We start from the raw sequence: 22,334 nt of genomic DNA, 5'->3' as shown, positions 1-22,334 counted from the left end.
GGGGGATCATCACGCCATGCCCAAGAGGCCGTTCGGTCCGTTCATTGCCGCCATCTGGCGCCGCCTGGCCGAGACCATGCTCGCCGAGCCCGAACGCATGGCGATCACCCCGCAGCAGGTGGTCGACAACCTCCGGGCGATGTTCGGCAACATCGAGGGGCGCACCCCGTTCAACACCGGAATCTCGGTTCTGGCGGCGTGGGTGGTTCTGGGCGGGCCGCTGTGGCACTTCGCCCCGCGCAGCTGGCGCATCCGGCGGATCGAATTCAAGCTGAAGAACAGCCGGATCGACCTGTTCCAGGACATGGCCCGCATCCGCGGCATCGTCTATGCGGGCTATTACGGCCACTGGCTGCCCGCCCCTTCCGAGGATCAGGCCGCGCAGGAAGATGCCAACCGCGCCAATCCGGTGCTGGCGGCGATCGGCTTCACCCTCCCCTTGCACCGCGAGCGGGCCGGCACGCCCGATGATCCGGCCATCGGGGAATACACCGCCAACGACCTGCCGCCTTCCGTCTTCGTGCCCGAGGACGCCGTTCCCGATGCGGTCGAGGTGGTGGTGATCGGCTCGGGCGCGGGCGGCGCGGTCGCGGCGGCGAACCTCGCCGATCAGGGCTACGAGGTGCTGGTGGTGGAGGCCGGACCCTATCTCCCCAGCACCGCCATCACCCCGCACGAATTGCGGATGTCATCGAGCCTCTACAAGGACGGCGCGATCCAGACCACGCGCGACCGCGACATCATCGTCTTCCAGGGCCGCACGGTGGGCGGATCGACCGTCATCAACAACGGCATCTGCCTGCGCCTCAAGGACGGGGACGAGACCCATCCCGACGCCGAGGACGTGCTGGAAACGTGGAAGGGCCTCGGCGCGGACATCGCGGCAGGCGCGCTGGATGCGGCCTACGAAAGGGTCGAGGAATTCCTCGGCATCCACCGGATCGACCAGCGGCTCGGGCGTAACAACGGGACGCGGCTGCTCGCGGCATGGGAGGCCTACAAGGCCGCATCGAGCGATCCGATGGACGCCCGCGCGAAATCCGGCTGGTTCCGCAAGAACTGGGGCGCCAAGGCCGAGCCCAACCACTGCCTGTCCTGCGGCTATTGCAACACCGGCTGCCCCTATGGCCGCAAGCGCGCCATGCCCGAAAGCTACCTCGCCCGCGCCACCACCGCATCGCCGCGCAAGGCGCGTATCCTCGCCCATGTCGAGGTTCTCCGGATCGGCTGGGGCGCGCCTGCCGCCGACGGGCGGCGGGTGGCAAGCCGCGTACAGGTGCAATGGCCCGATGGCCGCGCCAAGTGGATCGGCGTGACGAAGGGCGTGGTCGTCGCCGCGGGCGCAATCGCCTCGAGCAACATCCTCGCCGCGAGCGGGATCAGGGGCACGGGCAAGGCCATCTCGCTCAACATCGCCTGCCCCGTCCCCGCGCTGATGCCGACCCCGGTGATCGCCTGGGACGAGGACCAGATGGCGACCTTCATCGACCGCGGCGACTTCCTGATCGAGAGCCATTTCCAGCCGCCGATGAGCATGGCGACCCTGGTGCCCGGCTGGTTCGACGAGCATTTCCGGCGGATGCTGAACTACAACCGCCTCGCCTCGGCAGGGGTGCTCTTCCCCGCCGACCGGCGCGGCAGGATCAGGAACGGCAAGCTCGAGTTCCAGCTGCAGGAGGCGGACCTCGCGGTGCTGCGCCGCGCGCTGGCGACGCTGACGCGGATCCATCTCGCGGGCGGCGCCGAGGAGGTCTATCCCGCGCTGCTCAGGGGCGAGACGATCCCGGCCGGGATCAGCCCCGAGGCGCTCGATGCGCTGCTCCGCGAGCGGATCAGGGAGCCGGACGATGTCGTGCTCTCCTCGAGCCACCCCCACGGCGGCAATTCGATCAACGCCGATCCGGCGAAGGGCGTGGTCGACCTCGACCAGCGCGTCCACGGCACCACCAACGTGCTGGTCTGCGATGCCAGCGTGATGCCGAGCTGCATCCGGGTCAACGCGCAGCTCACCACGATGGCGATGGCCGACCGGGTGACCTACCGCCAGCGGGTGTTCGGCTAGGCCGCGAGCGCGGCGAGTGCGGCGACCTCGGCCCAGCTGGCGGCGACGTGATCCGCCCCCGCCACCCGCAGCCGCGCATCGTGCCCCGGCTGGATATGCGCGCCTGCCGTGAGCCCGATCACCGTCATCCCCGCCGCCTTGGCCGCCGTGACGCCCGAGGGGCTGTCCTCGACCACGAGGCAGGCTTCGGGCGCCGCCGCCAGTCTTTCGGCGGCGAGCAGGAAGATGTCGGGCGCGGGCTTGCCGCGCGCCACCATTTCGGCGCTGAACACGTGGGGGCCGAAAGCCGCGCCCAGCCCCAGCACATCAAGGCACAGCGCCAACCGCGCCGGACTGCTCGACGAGGCGATGCCGCGCGGCCGATGCCCCAGCGCCGCGATGAAGGCCCCCGCACCCGGCACCTCGGCCAGATCGCTCCGGAAGCGCGCCATCATCGTGGCGGAAAGTTCGTCGCCCCAGGCCTCGGGCACAGGGCCGCCCAGCCCCTCCTCGATCCGCGCGATCATCTCGTCCCAGCGCGTGCCGACATAGCGCGCGTAGCACTGCTCCAGCGTCGTCGGCAGGCCGAGGCGGGAGAGCTCCTCGGCCAGCACCAGATTGGCGAGCATCTCGCTGTCGGCGATCACGCCGTCGAAATCGAAGATGATGGCGGCGAAATCGCGCAAGGCGGCCGCGGCGCTATTCGCCCTTGGGGAAGAAGAACTCGCGCAGGTGTTCGCCGATGCGTGCGGGGCGCAGGGTCTCGGCGTCGATGCAGCACCACGAGGACTGCACCTCGGCGAGCACCTCCTCGCCGCGCTTGATCAGCGTCGAATAGAAGGCGCGCGCGCCGTTGAAGCGTTCGAGCACGGTCTGGGCGATCACGTCGTCCTCGAGGAAGGCGGGCTTCCGGTAGGTGATCTCGTGCTTCAAGGCGACCCACGCCTTGGTCGCCACATCCTCGGCCGGCGCGAGCTTGTTCCAGTGCGCCAGCACCGCGTCCTGCACCCAGTTCAGGTAGCGCGCGTTGTTGACGTGGCCCATGAAGTCGATGTCAGCCGGTTCGACCTTGATCGGGTGGTGAAAGGCGGGCGACAGGGATTCGGTTGCTGACATAAATGTAAACTAGCGCAAGATTATGACAAATTCCATCACTGCTTGCCGGTAAATCGCCGCAATCTTGCCACGGCTCGCGGAACGGGATTATGGGCGTTGCGTTTCGGGACGCACCCGCCCTCCCACCCAACCGATGGAACCGCTCATGGCCAGCCGCCCCCGTACCCTCTACGAGAAGATCTGGGACGCGCATGTCGTCGAGACGCGGGACGACGGGACCGCGCTGATCTATATCGACCGCCATCTGGTCCACGAGGTCACGAGCCCGCAGGCCTTCGAGGCGCTCAAGGTGGCGGGGCGCAAGGTGCGCCGGCCCGAATTGACCCTCGCAGTGCCCGACCACAACCTGCCGACGACCGCGCGACGGGATGCCAACGGCAGGCCGATACCCATCGCCGACCCGGAAAGCGCCGCCCAGCTCGCCGCGCTGGAAGTCAACGCCCCCGCCTTCGGCATCCGCTACATCCCCGCGACCGCCAAGGAGCAGGGGATCGTGCATGTCGTGGGGCCCGAACAGGGCTTCTCGCTCCCCGGCACCACCATCGTCTGCGGGGATTCGCACACCGCCTGCCACGGGGGCCTCGGGGCCCTCGCCTTCGGCATCGGGACGAGCGAGGTGGAGCACGTGCTGGCGACCCAGACCCTGCTCCTCCAGCAGTCTAAGCCGATGGAAGTGCGGGTCGAGGGCGATCTCGGCCCCGGGGTTTCCGCGAAGGACCTGATCCTCCACATCATAGGCCGCATCGGCGCGGCGGGCGGATCGGGCTACGTCATCGAATACCGCGGCAAGGTGTTCGAGCGCATGACCATCGAGGAGCGCCTCACCGTCTGCAACATGAGCATCGAGGCCGGCGCGCGTGCGGGCCTGATCGCGCCGGACGATGTAACCTTCGCCTACCTGAAGGGCCGCCCGATGGCCCCCAAGGGTGCGGAGTGGGACGCGGCGGTTGCCTACTGGCGCACGCTCCACACCGATGAAGGCGCCGTCTTCGCCAAGTCCGTGCGCCTCGACGCCGCCGATGTCGAGCCCAGCGTCACCTGGGGCACCAGCCCCGAGGACGTGGTGCCCATCGGCGGGCGCGTGCCGCACCCCGAGGACTTCGCCGACGAATCCAAGCGCGTCGCCGCCCGCAAATCGCTCGACTACATGGGCCTCGTCCCCGGCACGCCGATGACCGAAGTGCCCATCGAGAATGTCTTCATCGGCAGCTGCACCAACAGCCGCATCGAGGACCTGCGCGCAGCCGCCGCGATCCTGAAAGGGCGCCGCAAGGCCGACAACGTGCGCTGGGCGATCGTCGTGCCCGGCTCGGGCCTCGTGAAGGCCATGGCCGAGGAGGAAGGCCTCGACCGCATCTTCACCGAAGCGGGCTTCGAATGGCGCGAGCCGGGCTGTTCGGCCTGCCTCGGCATGAACCCCGACAAGGTGCCCGCGGGCGAACGCTGCGCCTCGACCAGCAACCGCAATTTCGTCGGAAGGCAGGGCCCGGGCGCGCGCACCCACCTCGTCAGCCCCGCGATGGCGGCGGCGGCGGCGGTGACCGGGCGGCTCGCCGACGTGCGCGAACTGGTTTGACGAGAACGCCTTGAAACCGCCGCCTGCGAGGCGCATGGAAACACCATGACCGACAAGCCCAAGAACAACACCGCCCGCAACGCCGCGCTCGCCGCGGCGGGTGCCATCGGATCGGCGGCGATCGCTGCCGCGCTGCTCTATGCCGGCAAGCGCAAGAAGAAGCCGAACACCCCGACCCAGCCCGGCCCGATCCCCTCGGGCGAGCCGCCCCAGACAGACTGACCGAAGGACCCCGATGCAGCCCCTCACCCGCGTCGAAGGCCGCGCCATTCCGCTCGGCCTCAAGAATGTCGACACCGACATCATCATCCCCGCCAAGTGGCTCAAGACGATCAGCCGCGAGGGGCTGGGCGCCGGCGCGTTCGAGGTGCTGCGCGCGGAACCCGGCAATGTCTTCGACGACCCCGCCTACAAGGGCGCGCCGATCCTGATCGCGGGCGACAATTACGGCTGCGGTTCGAGCCGCGAGCACGCCGCCTGGGCGATGCTCGACCTCGGCATCCGCGTGGTGATCGCGCCGAGCTTTTCCGACATCCATTCGGGCAACGCGGTCAAGAACGGCATCCTGCCCGTGGTCCTGCCGCAGGAAGCGGTCGACCGGCTGCTCGAGGTCGCGCGCGAGGGTCTGGAGATCACCGTCGATCTCGAGGCGCAGACCGTCACCACCCCCTATCAGGACCGCTTCACCTTCGAACTCGATCCCTTCCGGCGGCACTGCCTGCTGAACGGGCTCGACGAGGTCGGCCTTACCATGGCCCGCGGCGAGGCGATCGGCGCCTTCGAGGCGCAGCGCACCGCGGCCCAACCTTGGCTGATGCGCGGCACCGCCGCCTGACATTCGACACACAGGGAGAGAGACAATGAAAGCCATCCGCACCCACCAGACCGGCGGGCCCGAGACCCTGACGCTCGACGAGATCGACGCGCCGACCCCCGGCAAGGGCGAGGTGCTGGTCGCGGTCAAGGCCTGCGCGATCAACTATCCCGACGGGCTCATCATCCGCGACATGTACCAGTTCAAGCCGCAGCGCCCCTTCTCGCCCGGCGGCGAGATCAGCGGCGTGATCGAGGCGGTCGGCGAAGGGGTCGAGGGCTTCGCGGTGGGTGACAAGGTGCTCGCCGGGATCGGCAACGGCGGCCTTGCCGAGAAGGTCGTCGTGCCCGCGGGCCGGATGTTCAAGGTGCCCGACGGCGTGCCCTTCGAGAAGGCCGCCAGCCTGCTGATGACCTACGGCACCACCATCCACGGGCTCAAGGACCGCGGTCACATCAAGGCGGGCGACACCGTGCTGATCCTCGGCGCGGCGGGCGGCGTCGGCCTCTCGGCGATCGAACTTGCCAAGGCCTTCGGCGCACGCGTGGTCGCCGCCGTCTCCTCGGAAGCCAAGGGCGAGGTCGCCCGCAAGGCCGGGGCGGACGAGGTGGTGATCTACCCGCGCGAGGCGATGGACAAGGATGCTTCCAAGGCGCTCGCCGACGCCTTCAAGAAGGCCTGCGGGCCCGAGGGCGCGAACATCGTCTATGACATCGTCGGCGGGCAATATTCCGAGCCCGCGCTGCGCGCCATCGCCTGGGAGGGCCGCTTCCTGGTGGTCGGCTTCCCGGCGGGGATCGCCAAGATGCCCTTGAACCTCACGCTGCTCAAATCCTGCGACATCTGCGGCGTGTTCTGGGGCGCCTTCACCGCGCGCGAGCCCGAGGCCTTCCGCGCGCAGGTGGCCGAGCTGTTCGACCTGATGCAGGCCGGCAAGATCGACCCGCTCGTCTCCGAGACCTTCCCCCTCGCCCGCGCCGGCGATGCCATCGCCAAGCTCGAAGCGCGCGAGGCGGTGGGCAAGCTCGTGGTGACGATGGAATAATGTATCGTGATTGTGCGGGCGGGGCGCGGCTTCGTGCTTGAAGCCGCGCCCCGCCCGCTTTATCGGATCAGGCGGATCGTACCCGAAGGGACACATATCGCATGACCGATTTCAAGGACCGCGAACGCGCCGAGGAGGCCCACTTCGCGCTCGAGGAAGAAACCGCATTCCGCATCGCCGCGCGCCGCAACAAGCTGCTGGGCGAATGGGCGGCCGGGCTGATGAAGCTCACTCCGGAAGAGACCGACGCCTATCGCAAGGCGGTGGTGCAGGCCGACTTCGAGGAATCGGGCGACGAGGACGTGGTGCGCAAGCTGCTCGGCGATCTCACGGCTGCGCAGACCAATGTCAGCGAATCCGACATCCGCATGAAGCTCGAGGAGCTGACCATCGAGGCGCGCCGCCAGCTGCTCGGCGGGGTGTGACCTCATGCCGATGACCGCCGCCGAGATCGAGGGCGCGATCCTCGCCGCGCTGCCGGGGGCCGAGGTCGAGCTCACCGATCTCGCTGGCGATGACGACCACTGGGCGGCGACCGTCACCGCGCCGCAATTCGCGGGCCTCAGCCGCGTCGCGCAGCACAAGCTGGTCTATGCCGCGCTCGGCGGACGCATGGGGGGCGTGCTGCACGCCTTGCAAGTCACCACCGTGGTCCCCAAGTAATCCGCAACGATCAACCCACCTTCAGGGGCACCCAACCAATGTCCGACGTCAACGCCCGCATTGCCGATCTCGTCACCGCCAACGACGTGGTGCTGTTCATGAAGGGCACGCCGCTGTTCCCGCAGTGCGGCTTCTCCAGCCGCGCGGTGGCGATCCTCGACCATTGCGGCGTCGCCTATGAGAGCGTCGACGTGCTGCAGGACATGGAAATCCGCCAGGGCATCAAGAGCTTCTCCGACTGGCCGACCATCCCCCAGCTTTACGTGAAGGGCGAGTTCGTCGGCGGCAGCGACATCATGATGGAGATGTTCGAGGCGGGCGAGCTCCAGCAGCTCCTCGACCAGCAGGGCGTTGCCAAGGTCGGTTGATTTCTTGTTTTCCGCGCCCGCCTGCGCGGGTGCGTCGTCGGCGCTGTTCCCTTCGCTTCGCTACAGGGCGCCTGCGGGCGGCCGTTCGGCCTTGCGGTCGCTGGCGCAACCGATACCAGATCCTCCGAGCTTGATCGCGATAAGCCGGCCCGAAGGGCCGCAAGCGCGAACGCGCGCCCGGAGGGGTGGCCCCGCAAGGGGCCGGGGCCCCGGAGGATAGCCAAGCGCGCGGACGCGCGCGCCGGCGCCTGAGGCGCAACAAAAAAAGCGCCCCGCAGGACCAGTGCGGGGCGCTTCTTCATTTTCGGGGAGGCGCAACCCGGAGACCAGGAAGGGTCGCGCCTCGCGTCGAAGACCATTGGGACCGCCACATACTATGCAGGGCCCGTGCCAAACTCGCAAAAGCGCGGAAATCCGCCGTTTTCCACGCCATGCACATCCCCGGCAGGCAAGCAGTTGTAAAGCGCGCCGACACCCTCTCGAAAGCGGCAGGGATGCGCCTTCCCCCTTGGCAAGCGCCTGCCGCAAGGCCATCCTTTGCCGCAATGACCCATGATTCCGCGCCCCAGGGCATCCCCGCCGCGACCATCATCATCTTCCGCAACGCCCCCGGCGGCGGCGCGCCGGAGGTGCTGATGACGGTGCGCTCGCGCGAAATGACCTTCGCGGGCGGCATGGCGGTGTTCCCCGGCGGCCGGGTGGACCCGGAAGACTTCGCGCTCGCCGAAACTGTCGCCGCCGAGCACGGCCTCGCGCCCGACGAGGCCGCCCACCAGATCGCCGCCGTGCGCGAGACGCTGGAGGAGACCGGCCTCGCGCTCGGCCTTGCGGGCGCGATCGACGCCGCCAGCGCGGCGGCGGCACGGGCGATGCTGGCCGAGACCGGCGCGCTCGCCCCGGTGCTCGAGGCTTTCGGCTGGCGGCTCGACCTTGCGCAGATCGTCCCCTTCGCGCGCTGGTTCCCCAAGAACGAGAACATCCCGCGCGTCTACGACACGCGCTTCTATCTCGCCGATCTCGGCACCGGCGCGGTCGAGGTGTCGATCGACGCTGCGGAGAACACCCGGCTGTTCTGGACCACGGCGCAGGGCGCGCTCGATGCCGCGGCCGAGGGCGACATCAAGCTGATCTTCCCCACCCGCCGCAATCTCGAACGCCTTGCCCTGTTCGCCAGCTTCGCCGAGGCCAGGGCCCAGGCCGAGGCGATCCCGGTGCGCACCATAATGCCCCAGATCGTCGAGCAGGACGGCAAGCCTTGGCTGACGATCCTCGCCGATGCCGGCTACCCGGTGACGGGCGAACTGCTGGAGACGGTGGCGCGGGGTTGAGCGCCAGACGGGGCGTCAGTCGATCGCCTGCCGGGTCTGTTCGGGCGGGCTCAGAACCGCTTTCAGGGACCGGCTGAGGCGCTTCAGCCGGCATTCGAGCCGCAGCTTCCACAGCGGGCCCGCCATCGTCAGCTCGATCGGCAGGCGCACGAGGTGCGACAGGCTCATCGTCGCCCCCGCCAGCCGCGCGGCGTTCTTGCCCTGGGTGAGGCGGATGTAGACGAGCTGCCCCTGCTGCATCTGCACATCGCGCCAGATCGGGATCGACCGCGTCGTCACGCCCTGGTGATGGATCACCGACAGCCCGCCCATGTGCAGGATCCGGTAGCCCGCACGGCGGACCCGGTGGCAGAACTCCAGCTCCTCGGCATAGATGAAGATCCGCTGGTCGAGCGGGCCGGCGGTGTCGATCACGTCGCGCCGCATCGCCATGAAGCAGCCGACCACCGCCTCGCACTCGAACTCGGCGCGGGGCTCTTGTTCGAGATAGCGGATATTGTAGCGCGGCAGGAACCGCGCGATGATCCGTTCGGGCAGGAAGGCGCGGGCGAGGAAATGTCCGGGCGTGAGGTAACGCAGCGCGGAGCTGACGATCCGCCCCCCGCCCACGTCCTGCGGCACACCGATCACGCCGATGCTGCGGTCGGCGGCGAGCCGGTCGCACACCGCGCGCAGCACGCCTTCGGGCATCTGCGTGTCGGGGTTGAGCAGCAGCAGGAACTGCCCGCGCGCCACCGCGAGGCCGGCATTGTTGCCGCCCGCAAAGCCGAGGTTCTCGGGCATTTCCAGAACCCGGGCCTCGGGATGGGCGGCGGCGATCCGCGCCGCTCCGCCATCGCCCGAGGCATTGTCGACCACGATCACCTCGATGCTGCGGCCATGATCCTGCCCGTAGAGGCTGGCGAGGCAATCGATCACCTCGTCCGCCGCGCGGTAGTTGACGATGACGATGCTGACATCCGCCGCAGGCGGGGCCGCGCCGGGCACCGGTTCGCCGAAGGGTTCGCGTGCGGGAGAGTGCATGGCGCGCGGCTAGCACGGCCCGCCGGGCATGACAAACGCCTGATTGCGGCGGTGGCGCGCCCGGCAGGACTCGAACCTGCTGCCTCAAGATTAGAAGTCTCGCGCTCTATCCAGATGAGCTACGGGCGCGCGCCGGAGCCGCCAATAGCGCGCTTTGCCGCACAAGGGAAACGCGCTAGGCGTGCAGGCGATGGAAAACGCCGCTTCGACCGCCCCCGAGCCCCTCGATCCAGCCAGCGCCTTCGACCGCGATCCGACCGACGGGATCATCGCCACTTCGCGTCCGCCGGTGACCTTCCGCTACTATGACCTCGTCATGGCCGCGTTCGTGGCGATCCTGCTGCTCTCCAACATCATCGGCGCGGCCAAGCTGACCTATGTCAGCGTGCCCTTTTGGCCGGAGGGCTGGTGGCCCGCGCCCGACGGCACCTTCATCTACGGCGCGGGCATCCTGTTCTTCCCGCTCGGCTACGTGATCGGCGACGTGCTGACCGAGATCTACGGCTTCGCCAAGGCGCGCCGGGTGATCTGGGTGGGGACGGCGGCGATGATCTTCCTCGCCTTCATGTCCTACATCGTCACCGCCCTGCCCCCCTTCGGCGGATGGGAATGCGCCGCGAGCGGCTTCGGCGGAGAGCGCCCGCCTGCCTCGAACGGCGATCCGGCGATCCCCGGCGGGGCGATCTGCCAGCTGACCTATGAAAGCGTGTTCGGCAGCACCTGGCGCATCGTCGTCGCCTCGATCACCGCCTTCTGGGCGGGCGAGTTCGTCAACTCCTTCGTGATGGCCAAGATGAAGGTCTGGACCCGGGGCCGCGCCCTGTGGACCCGCACCATCGGCTCGACCTTCGTCGGGCAGGGCGTCGACAGCCTGATCTTCTATCCGGTCGCCTTCTACGGCATCTGGACGACCGATGCGGTGCTGACCGTGATGGTCACCAACTGGGCGCTGAAGGTCGCCTGGGAGGCGGTGCTGACGCCGGTCACCTATCTCGTGGTGGGCAAGCTCAAGGCGGCCGAGGGCGTCGATCTCTACGACATCGACACCGACTTCTCGCCCTTCGGGAGCGAGAAATCGGGTTAGTCCAGCATCCGTTCGCCCTGAGCTTTTCGGAAGCGAAGCTGACGCGCAGCGTCAACGGCTGCCTTTCCTTTTGCTGACGGCCAAGGAGAAGGACGGTGCTTCGACAGGCTCAGCACGAACGGATTGAGGCAAGGCCTACATCACTATCTCGCTGACGATATCGACCCGCCAGCCGAGCCCGAGCCGGCCGGCGAGCAGCTTCATGTCCTTCTCGGTCGGCGCGCCGAACAGCGCGGCGTGGCTCTCGGCGAGTTCGAGCACCAGTGCGCCCTCGTCGGCACGCAGCCGGCTGACCTCCAGCGAACGCGATGACTGCGCACCCAGCCGCCGCGCGAGCCGCAGGGCGAGGCCCCAGCGCACCGCTTCCTCGAGCGCCGCCTCGCTTGCCAGCGCGCGAACCTCGTCGGGCAGGGCGAGCTGGTTGCCGTTGGCGGAGATCGCGGCGGCAAGCATCGCCCGGCCCTTGCCGTCGATTCCGATCCACCGCTTGTGCAGCGCCCAGTTGATCGCCTGCGGCAGGCGGATGTTGGGCTCGATCTGCATCGAGGCGAGCGCGAGCATGGTCGCCGCGAGCCGCAGCCGCTCCGACCCGTGCTCGCGCGCAGGCGCGGCGTCGAGCGTCCAGGCAGCCATCCGCGTCGCCAGCGTCGCCTGTGTCCCGCGCTGCCCGGCGAAGACCGCCACCCCGGCAAGCAGCGGGTCGGCGGCGCGGGTGTGGGCAGGCAGGCGATCATAGAGCAGCCCCTCGCGCAGGCCCCACGAGGAAAACACCACCTTCTCCGGCGCCAGCCTGGCCAGCAGCGCCTGGAGCAGCACCGCGGCATCGGGCAGCTTCTCGGCGCGCATCGCCGAGATCCGGTCACGGCCCTTGAGCGCATCGCTCTCGGCCAGCGCGAGCATTTCTGCGAGCTGCTGGGCGCCCGCGGCGTCGAGTTCGAAGCCGTGGGGATCGCTCAGCGGCCAGCCGCGCGCGGCCATCGCGAAGACCGCCATCGCCCGCCAGGTACCACCCACGAGATAGAGCGCCCCGTTCGCCTCGGGCGGGTTCGCGGCGAGGTCCCAGCCGGCCTTGCGGATCGCCTTGTCGAGCGACTTCCTCATCTCGCCCCGGTTCTTGCCGCGGTGCTCGGGTAGCCGCAGCGTGCCGAGCGGCAGCGTGCTCGCGCCCTCGGTCGTGCCGCCCGCGACCCGCACCAGTTCGAGGCTCCCCCCGCCAAGGTCGGCGACGATCCCGCGCGCGTCGGGGAAGGCGCCGATCACGCCGTGGGCGCTCAGCAGCGCCTCCTCCTCGCCGGAGATGACCCGCGGAGACAGGCCGATCGCGCGCAGCTCGGCGACGAAATCCAGCCCGTTCGCGGCATCGCGCACCGCCGCAGTGGCGACCACCTCGACATCCCTGATCCCGAGATCGCCGAGCAGCAGCGCAAAGCGCCTGAGGCCCCGCAGCGCCAGACCCATCGCCTCGTCGGCGAGGCGTCCAGTGCTCGCGATCTCGCGCCCGAGCTTGGCGGTCACCTTCTCGTTGAGCAGCACCGTTGGCGCGCGCATCGTGCCGCCATAGACGACGAGACGCACGGTGTTCGAACCGATGTCTATGATCGCGCGTTCCGGCGTCCCGCCGCCCACGGCGCTCTCGCGGTTTTCCCGCCGCCTGTTCCAGATCATGCCGCGGCGCCCCGCCTGAGGGAGAGCTTGGGCACGGCCCCCGCCTCGAGCGCGCCGCCGCGGCCCGAAAGCGAGGGGTTGGTCATGAAATAGCGGTGACAGTTGAAGGGTTTGACCCCCGGCTCCGCCTCGACCCGCGAATAGTGACCGTCAGGGTGGAGCCACCAGCTCTGCTCGCTGTCGAGCATGTTGGCGAGCAGCACCTGCTGGAGCACCTGGTCGTGCACGGTGCGGTTGAGGATCGGGATCAGCGTCTCCACCCGGCGGTCGAGATTGCGGCTCATCATGTCGGCCGAGGCGATGAACACCGCCGCATGGGCGCTCGGCATCGGGTGGCCGTTGGCGAAGGCATAGATGCGGCTGTGCTCGAGGAAACGGCCGATGATCGACTTCACGCGAATGTTCTCCGACAGGCCGACGATCCCGGGCCTGAGGCAGCAGATGCCGCGCACCACCAGTTCGACCTGCACGCCCGCCTGGCTGGCGGCATAGAGCCGGTCGATCATGCCCTCGTCGGTGATCTGGTTGCACTTCATCCAGATCGCCGCGGGCCTGCCCTTCTGGGCATTGGCGATCTCGATGTCGATGCGACGGCAGATTTCCTGGCGCAGGTCGATTGGCGCGATGTGGATGCGCTCCAGCTCGTGCGGTTCGACATAGCCGGTGACGAAATTGAACATCTTGGCCGCATCGCGCCCAAGCTTGGGATCGGCGGTGAAGAAGCTGAGGTCGGTGTAAACCTTGGCCGTGACCGGGTGATAGTTGCCGGTGCCGAAGTGGCAGTAGGTGCGGAAAGATTCGCCCTCGCGACGCACCACCATCGCGACCTTGGCGTGGGTTTTCCAGTCGGTGAAGCCGTAGATCACCTGCACCCCGGCGCGTTCGAGCTTGCTCGCCCACTTGAGGTTCTGTTCCTCATCGAAGCGGGCCTTCAATTCGACAACCGCCGTCACCGACTTGCCCGCCTCGGCGGCCTCGATCAGCGCGTTGATGACCGCCGATTGCGAGCCTGCGCGGTAGAGCGTCTGCTTGATCGCCACCACGTCGGGATCGGCGGCGGCCTGGCGGATGAAATCGACCACCACCTCGAAGCTCTCGTAGGGGTGGTGGATGACGATGTCCTTCTCGCGGATCGCCGAGAAGGCATCCCCGTCATGCTCGCGGATGCGCTCGGGAAAGCGCGGGGAATAGGCGTCGAACTTGAGATCGGGGCGATCCTCGCGGACGATCTCGGCAAGGCCGTCGATCCCGATCATGCCGTCGGTCTTGATCAGCGCCGCCTCGTTGATGCCGAGCTGTTCGAGCAGCAGGTCTTCCGCCGCCGGATCGAAATCCTCCTCGATCTCGAGCTGGATCACCTGCCCCCGCCGCCGGCGCTGGATCGCGCTGCGGAAGGTGCGCACGAGGTCCTCAGCCTCTTCCTCGATCTCGATGTCGCTGTCGCGCAGCACGCGGAACAGGCCGTCGCCCTCGATGGTGAAGCCGGGGAACAGCGCCTCGGCATAGCGCTGGATCAGGCGCGCGATCGAGATGTAGAGCGCCCCGCCCGTCCCGGTCACCTCGTCGGGCACGCGCACGAAGCGGGGGAGCGCGCTGGGGATCAGCACCATCTCGATCAGCTGTTCGCGCGTGGCATCGCGGGTCAGGGTGAAGAGCAGGCCCATCCCTTCGTTCTGGACGAAGGGGAAGGGGTGCGCAGGGTCGAGCGCCTGCGGGGTGATGATCGGCAGGATCTCGTTGAGGAAGAAGCTCTTCAGCCACTTGTGCGCGGCCGGGCTGACGCGCTCCTCGTCGGCAACGTGGATATCCGCTTCGGCCAGCCCTGCCCGCAAGCCGCGCCAGATCGACTGCTGCATCGCGCTCAGCTCGACCAGCTTGGCGCGGATCGCGGCGAGCTGCTGCGACGGGCTGCGCCCGTCGATCGAGGGGGTGGCGAGCCCGCGCTGGACCTGCCCGACGAGGCCTGCGACGCGGATCATCATGAACTCGTCGAGATTGCTGCCGGAGATCGACAGGAACCTCAGGCGCTCGAGCAGCGGATAGGCCTCGTTGCAGGCCTCGGCGAGCACGCGCTGGTTGAACTGGAGCCACGAAAGCTCACGGTTGAAATAGGGGGATTCGTCCGGTCCCAGCTCCACCATCTGGGCGGCGCCTGCGCTGGCAGCACGGTGCTTCTTGCCGGTCGGTGACGTGCTCATCGATTTCCTGTTCCACCCGCCCGCCGCATAGAGCGCGAAGGGCGAGGCCTGACCCCGGCGCTTGGATGCGCCGGGCTGCCATGTGTTACCAGATGGGGCCGGTGTAAATCAGGATGAGGGGCTTGTCACACAAATGTCAATGTGGCGGCCAGCCCGCCGTTCGCCAGCGCTCAGAGGAGCGAGCGGCTCTCGGCGATGCTGGTGATCCCGCGCTTGCCGTTGGCATCGCGCCCGAGCTGCACGATCACGTCGATCACGCTCGCGGCATAGGCGATGGTGTCGGAGCGGGTGAGACCGATGCCGGTCTGCATCACCATCAGCGACAGCTGTTCGAGCGCGCCGCGCAAGCTGTTGGCGTGGATCGTCGAGAAGCTGCCCGGGTGCCCGGTGTTGATCGCGCGCAGGAAGCTCACGCTCTCCGCGCCGCGCAGCTCGCCCAGCACGATACGGTCGGGGCGCAGGCGCAGCGCGGCCTGGAGCAACTCGTTGGCGGTGACCTTGGCCTCGCCCAGCTCGCCCTTGACCGCGACCAGGCCCACCGCGTTCTCGCCCGGGAATTTCAGCTCCGGCGTATCCTCGACCAGGACCACGCGCTCGGCCTTGGGGATCTCGCCGAGCATGGCGTTGAGGAAGGTGGTCTTGCCGGTGCTGGTGCCGCCCGAGATCAGGATCGTGCGCCGCGCCCGGATCGCCGCGCGCAGGAAGGCGATCGGCTGGGTCTGCGGGTCGGGCAGGTCGAACTGCATCTCGCCCGCGAGCGGGCCCGTGTCATAGGCGTCGAGCGGCAGGTCGAGCCGACGGTGGCGGCGGATCGCCATCGTCCAGTGCTTGCGGCTTGCGGGCGGGCCGCAGAACTGCACACGCGCGCCATCGGGCAGGGTCGCGCCGAGCAGCGGGTGTTCGCGGTTGATGCCCTGGTGCGAGACGCGCGCGACCTGTTCGGCGAGGCGCTGCACCAGCCGGTCGTCGATCTCCGGCGTGTCGATGCGCTGCATGCCCGGACTGGCGGCATCCTCGATCCACACCTCGCCCGGGCGGTTGACCATGATCTCGGTCACGGTGTCGCGGTCGAGCCAGCGGCGGAACGGCGCGAGATAGGCGTCGAGATAGACGCTGCGCTCCGCCGTGAGCGGCGCGGGTGCCCCGCCCTCCCCCGCTTCCAGCCGGTGGATGTCCGCGCCCATCGCTCTCAGCCGCCCACCGCGCTGAAATCGAGATCGCGGGCGGTGAAGACGCGGATCGGCTCGCCCATGCGCACGCGGATCGTGGGGCTGATCTGGCCCTGCGACTGCACCGCCGAATTGGCCGCGCCCTGCGCGCCCCCGGCGACGATCACGCCGCCCACCCCGCCGGTCGCCAGCGCGCCGAGGCCGCCCACCACCGAGAGCAGCAAGCCCGAGCCGAAGCGCTTGAAGAAGTGGCTGTTGACGTCGCCTTCCAGCCCCGTCGCCCCGTCGAAGCCGACCGCGGGCGAGCCGAGGTTGACCGACACCCCGTCGGGCCGGATCAGGCGGGTCCAGATCACGTAGGCGCGGCGCTGGCCCTGCTGTACGCCAGCCTGATACTGGCCGATCAGGCGCGAGGAGCGCGGGATCAGCACGCGGCGGCCGTCGAAGCTCTTGACGTCCTGACTCACCACCGCGCGGACATAGCCCGGCACGTCGGTGTTGATCGCGGTCTCGAGGATCGCGGGGATCAGCGTGCCCTCGGTCACAGTGGTCGAGGGGTTGGTCATGGCGCGGGCCTGGGCGGGCGCGCCGCCGACCCCGCCGACCCGGCTCGCGAACTCCGCCGCCCCGCCCGCGCCGCCGACCGCCGCGCCCGGCGTGCCGGGGGCCGGGACGGCAGCACCCTCGGCAACGCGCACACTGCGCGCCGAGCTTGCGTCGAAGACGAGCTGCGGACTGGCATAGGGATTGACCGCCGCCTCGGGCATCAACCCCGGATTGTTGACGAGAACCGGCGCGGGCGCGGGGTCGCCCTGCGGGACGACCGGCACGGCGCCGGGCTGCTGCGCCGGATCGACCGGCTGCACCACCGCCGGCGCGGCCGCAGCCTGCGGCGGGGGCACGGCGGGGTTGCCGATGCCCTGCGGCTCGGGGGTGCGTGCGGCGTTCATCGCCCAGAAGGTCACCGCCCCGAGCAGCCCGACCACCGCCACCCCGGCGGCGAGCTGCAGTCCGTCGCCCTTGGCCTTGCGGTCGGTCACCGCCGGAAAAGCGGCGCGGCTCGCGAGGTCGATGATCTCGGCGCTCTCCCGCTCGCGCGGATCGGCGGCGTCCCCGCCCTCGCCCTTCTTCGGCGGCAGTCGCATGGCCAGACGCATCAGACGGTCTCCTTGGCGGAATGGATCATGGTTGCGGTCACTTCTTCTTGCCTCGCGGCGCGGAGAGGCCTGCCTGCCGCGCCGAGGGCGGCATCGGGCCGGTGTTGGTGAGCGTCGCGGTGTCGCGGCCCGAGCGCAGGATGATCTGCGGCGGCACGCCCTCGACCACCACGGTGGCCCCGCGCACGGTGTAGTTGACCGGCCCCTCGTCGCCATCCTCGTTGGTCACGAGAATGGCGGGAATGGCGATGCCCTGCGGCCAGGTGAGGAAGACCGCGTCGCCATCGTCATAGGTGCGCGTGGGGATCAGTTCGGGGGTGCCCGCGCTCGCCCAGGCGAAGTTGAGCTTCGCCGGATCGACGACCTGTGCCGCGTCGCCCCCCATCGCGGCGGGCTCCGCCGCCGCGCGCATGGCCTGCGCCTCGGCCTCGGCGAGAGCGGCGAGGCGCGCTTCCTCCGCGGCCTTTTCCAGCTCGGGATAGCGGAATTGCAGCACGTAGAGCGCGGAATTCCGGGGGCTGGCGACGAGATCGAAGAGGTAGGTGCGCTTGTCGGTCACCACCGTCATGTTGGTGCGCGCGGCCGGTTCGAGCGGCTTCACGAAAAGGATCGTCTGCGCCTTGTTGGGCTGCACCTGCCATGCGGCGCTGTCACCGATGGCGACGTTCTCGATCATCTCGTCGGGGGCGAACTTGATGGTGGTCTGGACCTTCACCCTGCCATCGATCCGCACCACGGCGTTCTCGTCGAAGACGAGCGTCTGAAGGCGGTCATCCTGCGCCGCCAGGGGCGCGGCAAGCGTGAGGGCGAGGCTCGCGAGGAGCACGCAGCGGGTCATCGGTAGGTCTCCGGAGGGGGGGCTTTGGGCGCCGGCACGGGGGCGGCGGAAGATGCCGTGCGGAAGCGGTTGCCGATCCCGCGGGTGCGCGAGGCGGCGGGGCCGGCAGGGCCCGTCTGTCCGCTTCCGCCGCCGGTCGCATAGACGCGGGTTTCGCGCGAAACGGTGCCCGCCGGCCCGCTATCGTTGGCGGCAAGGCCGGGCTGGAGCGGGGCGACATCGACCCTGCGGGGGGCCAGCGCCGCGCTCGCAGGGGTCAGGGCAGGGCCGCGCGGCGCGGTGCCGACAGCGGGCGCGGCAACCGGCACGGCGCGCGGCGCCTCCGGCCCGCGCTCGCGCTCCTTCGAGGGAACGAGGCCGAACACCTGCCAGCCCGACACCATCGTGCCCGCGACCTTCAGCGAAAGCAGCATCAGCGCCATGTGCACCGCGCCGACGAGGAAGAAGGCCATCGCCGCCTGCTGGTCGATCTGGCCCGGCACCGCCACCAGCGCGGCCAGCACCGGCACCGCCATCTCGAGCATGATCGACCCGCCCAGCACCGCGAAGAGCGGCGCCAGCGCCATCATCGTCAGCCCCTTGAGCCAGCCGGTGAACAGCCCGCGCGTGCCCTCGAACAGGGCCAGCACCACGAAGATCGGCCCGACCGCGAGCAGCAGCGCCAGCGCGATGCGCGCCGTCACCAGCAGGCCGACCGTGCCGAGCAGGAGCAGCATCGCCCCGATCCACATCATCCCCGGCGGCGAGAAGGCGCTGATGTCCTTGGTGTCCCCGCTCGCCTGCTGGACGGCGAGGAAGACCACGTCGAGCTTCTGGGCGAAGACGCCCGTGGCGCTCTCTCCGCGCACGCCGGTCAGGATCCCGGCGATCTGGTCGGGGCCGCCGATGAAGATGTTGTAGAACACGCTCGAGAAGGCGACGAAGCTGGTGGCGAAGGTCAGCACCAGCCCCAGCGTCATCATCTTGGGCACCAGCGCGCGAACCGACAGGTTTGACCGGCCGAGCATCAGCGAAATGCCGAAGAAGCCGACGTAAAGCCCGAGCAGGATGGTCAGCGCGAGCGCGAGCTGACCCTCGGTGCCGAAAAGGCGGTTGAAGGCCTGTTCGGAAACGCCGCTGGCGATGCAGTCGACCGCGGTCAGCGCGGCCGAGACGCCGGTGCCCATCGACTGGGCGGCGCTATCGCAGATCGCGCTCATTCGGCGGCCTGCCACAGGGTGTCGGCATCGGGGTCGCCGGGGCCATCGGGCCACGCCCTGCCGGTGAGCGGCGGATACCAGGCAGAGGGCGCATCGCCCACCGCCTCACGCAGCAGATCGAGCCGCCGCACCGCGCTCTCGCGGCCCGAGAGGATCGTCAGCACCTCCGGAGCGCCCGAGAGGTCGAGCCGCACCACCACGCTCGCGTCCGGCTGGCGCACCAGGAAGGCGCGGGTGTGGGCGGGCAGCGAGCGGATCAGGGCGAATTCGTGATCGGTGAGACCGAAGCCGTCGATATAGTCCTCGGGCCGGGCGCGGCTGTTGGGCATGAACACCATCGTCGCGGTCTGCTCGACCAGCGCGGTGGAGATGCGGCTGTCGAGCGCGTCGCGCGCCGATTGCGTGGCGAAGCCGACCAGCGCGTTGCGCTTTCTCAGGGTCTTGAGCCAATCGCGGATGCGCGCGGCGAAGACCTCGTCGTCCAATGCCTTCCAGCCCTCGTCAATCAGGATCATGGTCGGCTGCCCGTCCAGCCGCTCGTCGATGCGGTGGAACAGGTACATCATCGTCGGCGTGCGCAGGCGCGGGTTCTCGAGCAGCGCGGTCATGTCGAAGCCGAGCACGCGCTCGGCGAGATCGAGCCGGTCGCGCTCGTTGTCGAACAGCCAGGCGTACTCCCCGCCGTCACCGCCGGGCGAGCCGATCCACGCCGCCAGCCGGTCGGCGAGGTCCCCCGGTTCGGGACGGCGGGCACCGGCGAGCAGCTCCTTGAAGTGGCGCAGACGCCGCAGGCTCGCCGCGTTGGCATAGGTCGCATCGACCGCGGCGCTGATGGTGGCGAATTCCTCCGGACCCTCGGCCTTCAGCAGGACGCTCAGCCAGTCGCGCAGGAAGGCGCGGTTGGCCGGAGTGTCGGGGAGCGAGAGCGGGTTGAAGCCGGTCGGCATGCCGGGGCTGATCCGGTCATAGCGCCCGCCGATCCCGCGGATGAACAGCTCCGCGCCGCGATCCTTGTCGAACAGGATGGTGCGGGGTTTGAACTTCTGCGCCTGCGCGGCGAGGAAGTTCATCACCACGGTCTTGCCCGAACCCGAGGGGCCGATGACCGAGAAATTGCCGAGGTCGCCGTGGTGGAAGTTGAAGAAGAACGGGGTGGCGCTGGTCGTCTCCAGCAGCGTCACCGCATCGCCCCAGTGATTGCCGCTCGCCTGCCCCAGGGCGAAGCCGTGGAAGCTGCCGAAACCGGCCATGTTGGCGGACGAGATCAGCGCGCGGCGGACGATGTATTCCTCGTTGCCGGGGAACTGCGCCCAGAAGGCGGGTTCGAGATTGGTGTCCTCGCGCACCGCGATCGCGCCGGTGTCGGCGAGCGCCGCGGCGCAGGCGGCCATCGCGTCATCGAGGCGGGGGAGCGTCGTCTCGCGCACCAGCACGGTCAGGTGATGGTCGCCGAAGCCCACCGCGCCGTTGCCCAGCGCATCGCGCGCGGCGAGCATCTCCGCCCGCTCGGCGGCGGCCTCCTCGTCGACCGAGCGCGAGCGGCGCAGGGCGAGGTCGATCCGCTCCTTGGCGGTGGTGCGCTCGTTGGGCGCATAGCTTTCGGTGACGACCATCTCGAAGGGCAGGCGCAGCAGATTGTCGAGCAGGCCCGGCGAGGTCGCCTCGGGATAGTCCTTGAGGCCGAGGATCGCGGCGAAATCGGGCGCGGCGCTGCCGCGCAGCTCCATCGCATCGAGCCCGAAGCTCGCGCGGCGATAGGGGAGCATGTGGCCGATGTCGGTCTCGGGCGACGGGCGGCGCACCGGACGCATCTCGCCGTTGTAGAGCGCCGAGAGCAGCTCCAGCATTTCCGAATTGGTGCCGCCCGATCCGGGGGCCTGATAGTCACCCAGCACCGCCGCGCCATAGTTCTGCAAGCTGGCGACGAGGCCGGTGATCGCGGCCTTGAGGCTGCGGATGTCCTTGGGATCGGCCTCGAGCTCTTCGGCGCCGGCGCGGCTGAACATCTTGGAGAGGCGTTCGGGCAGGCCCGTCTTGCCGCGCGCGGGGCGGCGGATGAGGGTCACGAACTGGTCGTTGATGAACAGCGATCCGCCCGCCAGCCGCTGCTTCCAGCGCGCGTCGATGTGGCGCGAGAGGGGATCGGGGAACTCGGCATCAAGCTCCACCTCCACCCGGCGGCGGATCACGTGGTGATACATCACGAAGCGCGCATCGAGCGTGCTCCGCAGCATCACCTCGCGGGTGGCGGCATGGGCGTTGAGCGCGTCCGAATCCTCGGTCTCGAACAGCAGGCCGGGCACCTGGATCGCGCTCATGACCGAGCCGTCGCGCAGCAGCACGGTGTTCTCGTCGATCAGGCGGGCATAGGGCAGGCGGTCGCCCACCCTGGCTTCCTTGGCGCTCCAGGCGGCGGCGCCGATCCACTTACGGGGCATAGGAGTTGCACCCCCAACGCTTGAAATTGGGCACACGCGGGCACTTCGAGACCTTGGTGATCCACAGGTCGAAGATCCGCGGTTCGCGCAGGGAGGCGAAATAGCCGATCACGTGCATCACCACGGGAACGGGCAGGATCCACCAGCTCTTGAGGATCAGGAAGGCGATCGTCGTCACCATCAGGTTGATGATGAAGAAGTTCATCGTCACGCCGGCGAACATCTGCGGGCGCGTGAGCGCGCGGTGGACGGGGTGGCGGACGAGCTCGCTCACGCGCTTACCCTGCGGCCGACTGGATGCCGGCGACGATGGTGGTCGCGCCGAACAGGATGAAGACGCCGACGATCACGGTCGCACCGAAGCGCCAGTTCATCCGGCCGGTGAGCATCATGAAGCCGATCGCGGCGACCGCCATGACGGCGACGGTCGTGGCGACCGTGCCGAGCAGCGTGCCCTGGAGCCACAGCAGCGCATTGTTGATCGGGCCGGATCCGGCCGGGTCGGCACCTTGCGCAAACGCGGCGGTGTGGGCCGAGACCAGTGCGAGGGCGGCCATGATGCGGGCGGGAAGGCGGAACGGGGCGTTCATTGGTCGTGTCATTCTTTCACTT

General features: G+C 69.1%; 22 protein-coding genes and 1 tRNA gene. 10 read left to right on the top strand and 13 right to left on the bottom strand.

Annotated features, from left to right (window positions below; translation table 11 throughout):
- Positions 1-16 precede the first annotated feature (16 nt).
- Positions 17-2,062 carry a GMC family oxidoreductase N-terminal domain-containing protein gene (locus ACMX37_RS04320; protein WP_483147674.1) on the top strand — a complete coding sequence of 682 codons (2,046 nt, stop codon included), beginning with the start codon at positions 17-19 and terminating at the stop codon, positions 2,060-2,062.
- Here ACMX37_RS04320 and ACMX37_RS04315 read toward each other — a convergent pair.
- Positions 2,059-2,727: an HAD family hydrolase gene (locus ACMX37_RS04315; RefSeq protein ID WP_483147673.1), complete on the bottom strand. Its 669-nt coding sequence runs from the start codon at positions 2,725-2,727 to the stop codon at positions 2,059-2,061. The genes ACMX37_RS04320 and ACMX37_RS04315 overlap by 4 nt on opposite strands.
- Positions 2,728-2,740: 13 nt before the next feature.
- Positions 2,741-3,157, bottom strand: coding sequence for an acyl-CoA thioesterase (locus tag ACMX37_RS04310; protein WP_088915050.1), 417 nt, complete (start codon positions 3,155-3,157; stop codon positions 2,741-2,743).
- 145 nt (positions 3,158-3,302) lie between these two features.
- Here ACMX37_RS04310 and leuC point away from each other — a divergent pair, with 145 nt between their 5' ends.
- From leuC to ACMX37_RS04270, 8 genes are all read left to right on the top strand, one after another.
- Positions 3,303-4,733 carry a 3-isopropylmalate dehydratase large subunit gene (gene leuC, locus ACMX37_RS04305; RefSeq protein WP_483148358.1) on the top strand — a complete coding sequence of 477 codons (1,431 nt, stop codon included), beginning with the start codon at positions 3,303-3,305 and terminating at the stop codon, positions 4,731-4,733.
- Positions 4,734-4,778: 45 nt separating this feature from the next.
- Complete coding sequence (locus ACMX37_RS04300; RefSeq protein WP_088915052.1) at positions 4,779-4,955, top strand: LPXTG cell wall anchor domain-containing protein; 177 nt, start codon at positions 4,779-4,781, stop codon at positions 4,953-4,955.
- A 13-nt stretch (positions 4,956-4,968) separates the two neighbouring features.
- Positions 4,969-5,568: a 3-isopropylmalate dehydratase small subunit gene (gene leuD, locus ACMX37_RS04295; RefSeq protein ID WP_483147672.1), complete on the top strand. Its 600-nt coding sequence runs from the start codon at positions 4,969-4,971 to the stop codon at positions 5,566-5,568.
- 25 nt (positions 5,569-5,593) lie between these two features.
- On the top strand, positions 5,594-6,592 hold the full coding sequence (locus ACMX37_RS04290) for an NADPH:quinone oxidoreductase family protein (RefSeq protein WP_483147671.1): 999 nt from the start codon (positions 5,594-5,596) through the stop codon (positions 6,590-6,592).
- Positions 6,593-6,693: 101 nt separating this feature from the next.
- Positions 6,694-7,017 carry a DUF1476 domain-containing protein gene (locus ACMX37_RS04285; protein WP_483147670.1) on the top strand — a complete coding sequence of 108 codons (324 nt, stop codon included), beginning with the start codon at positions 6,694-6,696 and terminating at the stop codon, positions 7,015-7,017.
- A 4-nt stretch (positions 7,018-7,021) separates the two neighbouring features.
- Positions 7,022-7,255, top strand: a complete 234-nt coding sequence (locus tag ACMX37_RS04280) for a BolA/IbaG family iron-sulfur metabolism protein (protein WP_088915056.1) — start codon at positions 7,022-7,024, stop codon at positions 7,253-7,255.
- Between the two features lie 38 nt (positions 7,256-7,293).
- Positions 7,294-7,623 carry a Grx4 family monothiol glutaredoxin gene (grxD, locus tag ACMX37_RS04275; RefSeq protein WP_088915057.1) on the top strand — a complete coding sequence of 110 codons (330 nt, stop codon included), beginning with the start codon at positions 7,294-7,296 and terminating at the stop codon, positions 7,621-7,623.
- 545 nt (positions 7,624-8,168) lie between these two features.
- Entirely contained in the window at positions 8,169-8,951 is a 783-nt protein-coding gene (locus tag ACMX37_RS04270) for an NUDIX hydrolase (protein ID WP_483147669.1), read from the top strand.
- Positions 8,952-8,966: 15 nt separating this feature from the next.
- Here ACMX37_RS04270 and ACMX37_RS04265 read toward each other — a convergent pair whose 3' ends face one another.
- Both ACMX37_RS04265 and ACMX37_RS04260 read right to left on the bottom strand, forming a co-directional pair.
- Complete coding sequence (locus ACMX37_RS04265) at positions 8,967-9,974, bottom strand: glycosyltransferase family 2 protein (protein ID WP_483147668.1); 1,008 nt, start codon at positions 9,972-9,974, stop codon at positions 8,967-8,969.
- Positions 9,975-10,026: 52 nt separating this feature from the next.
- A tRNA-Arg gene (locus ACMX37_RS04260) sits at positions 10,027-10,103 on the bottom strand.
- 61 nt (positions 10,104-10,164) lie between these two features.
- Between ACMX37_RS04260 and ACMX37_RS04255 the strand changes: the two genes are divergently transcribed.
- Complete coding sequence (locus ACMX37_RS04255) at positions 10,165-11,058, top strand: queuosine precursor transporter (protein WP_483147667.1); 894 nt, start codon at positions 10,165-10,167, stop codon at positions 11,056-11,058.
- Positions 11,059-11,193: 135 nt separating this feature from the next.
- On the opposite strand, the gene ACMX37_RS04250 is transcribed toward ACMX37_RS04255, so the two are convergent.
- The 9 genes from ACMX37_RS04250 to ACMX37_RS04210 all read right to left on the bottom strand — a co-directional run bounded on the left by ACMX37_RS04250 (position 11,194) and on the right by ACMX37_RS04210 (position 22,312).
- On the bottom strand, positions 11,194-12,723 hold the full coding sequence (locus ACMX37_RS04250; protein ID WP_483147666.1) for a Ppx/GppA family phosphatase: 1,530 nt from the start codon (positions 12,721-12,723) through the stop codon (positions 11,194-11,196).
- Positions 12,720-14,864, bottom strand: coding sequence for an RNA degradosome polyphosphate kinase (locus ACMX37_RS04245; protein WP_483148357.1), 2,145 nt, complete (start codon positions 14,862-14,864; stop codon positions 12,720-12,722). Before ACMX37_RS04245 ends, ACMX37_RS04250 begins: the two co-directional genes overlap by 4 nt.
- A gap of 227 nt (positions 14,865-15,091) precedes the next feature.
- A complete protein-coding gene (gene virB11, locus ACMX37_RS04240; RefSeq protein WP_483147665.1) occupies positions 15,092-16,105 on the bottom strand; it encodes a P-type DNA transfer ATPase VirB11 in 1,014 nt (337 codons plus the stop codon).
- A gap of 5 nt (positions 16,106-16,110) precedes the next feature.
- Positions 16,111-17,247 carry a TrbI/VirB10 family protein gene (locus ACMX37_RS04235; protein ID WP_483147664.1) on the bottom strand — a complete coding sequence of 379 codons (1,137 nt, stop codon included), beginning with the start codon at positions 17,245-17,247 and terminating at the stop codon, positions 16,111-16,113.
- A gap of 37 nt (positions 17,248-17,284) precedes the next feature.
- Positions 17,285-18,085, bottom strand: coding sequence for a TrbG/VirB9 family P-type conjugative transfer protein (locus tag ACMX37_RS04230; protein ID WP_483147663.1), 801 nt, complete (start codon positions 18,083-18,085; stop codon positions 17,285-17,287).
- Complete coding sequence (locus tag ACMX37_RS04225) at positions 18,082-19,284, bottom strand: TrbL/VirB6 family protein (protein ID WP_483147662.1); 1,203 nt, start codon at positions 19,282-19,284, stop codon at positions 18,082-18,084. The genes ACMX37_RS04230 and ACMX37_RS04225 overlap by 4 nt, the downstream gene beginning before the upstream one ends.
- Positions 19,281-21,722: a VirB4 family type IV secretion/conjugal transfer ATPase gene (locus tag ACMX37_RS04220; protein ID WP_483147661.1), complete on the bottom strand. Its 2,442-nt coding sequence runs from the start codon at positions 21,720-21,722 to the stop codon at positions 19,281-19,283. The genes ACMX37_RS04225 and ACMX37_RS04220 overlap by 4 nt, the downstream gene beginning before the upstream one ends.
- A complete protein-coding gene (locus ACMX37_RS04215; RefSeq protein WP_483147660.1) occupies positions 21,712-21,996 on the bottom strand; it encodes a VirB3 family type IV secretion system protein in 285 nt (94 codons plus the stop codon). Before ACMX37_RS04215 ends, ACMX37_RS04220 begins: the two co-directional genes overlap by 11 nt.
- Positions 21,997-22,000: 4 nt before the next feature.
- Positions 22,001-22,312 carry a TrbC/VirB2 family type IV secretion system protein gene (locus ACMX37_RS04210; protein WP_088915067.1) on the bottom strand — a complete coding sequence of 104 codons (312 nt, stop codon included), beginning with the start codon at positions 22,310-22,312 and terminating at the stop codon, positions 22,001-22,003.
- Positions 22,313-22,334: the final 22 nt, after the last annotated feature.

Source organism: Porphyrobacter sp. THAI-01a, assembly GCF_056868655.1.
Note: the sequence above shows the minus strand (reverse complement) of the source record. Positions and strands in the feature narration are given on the sequence as shown.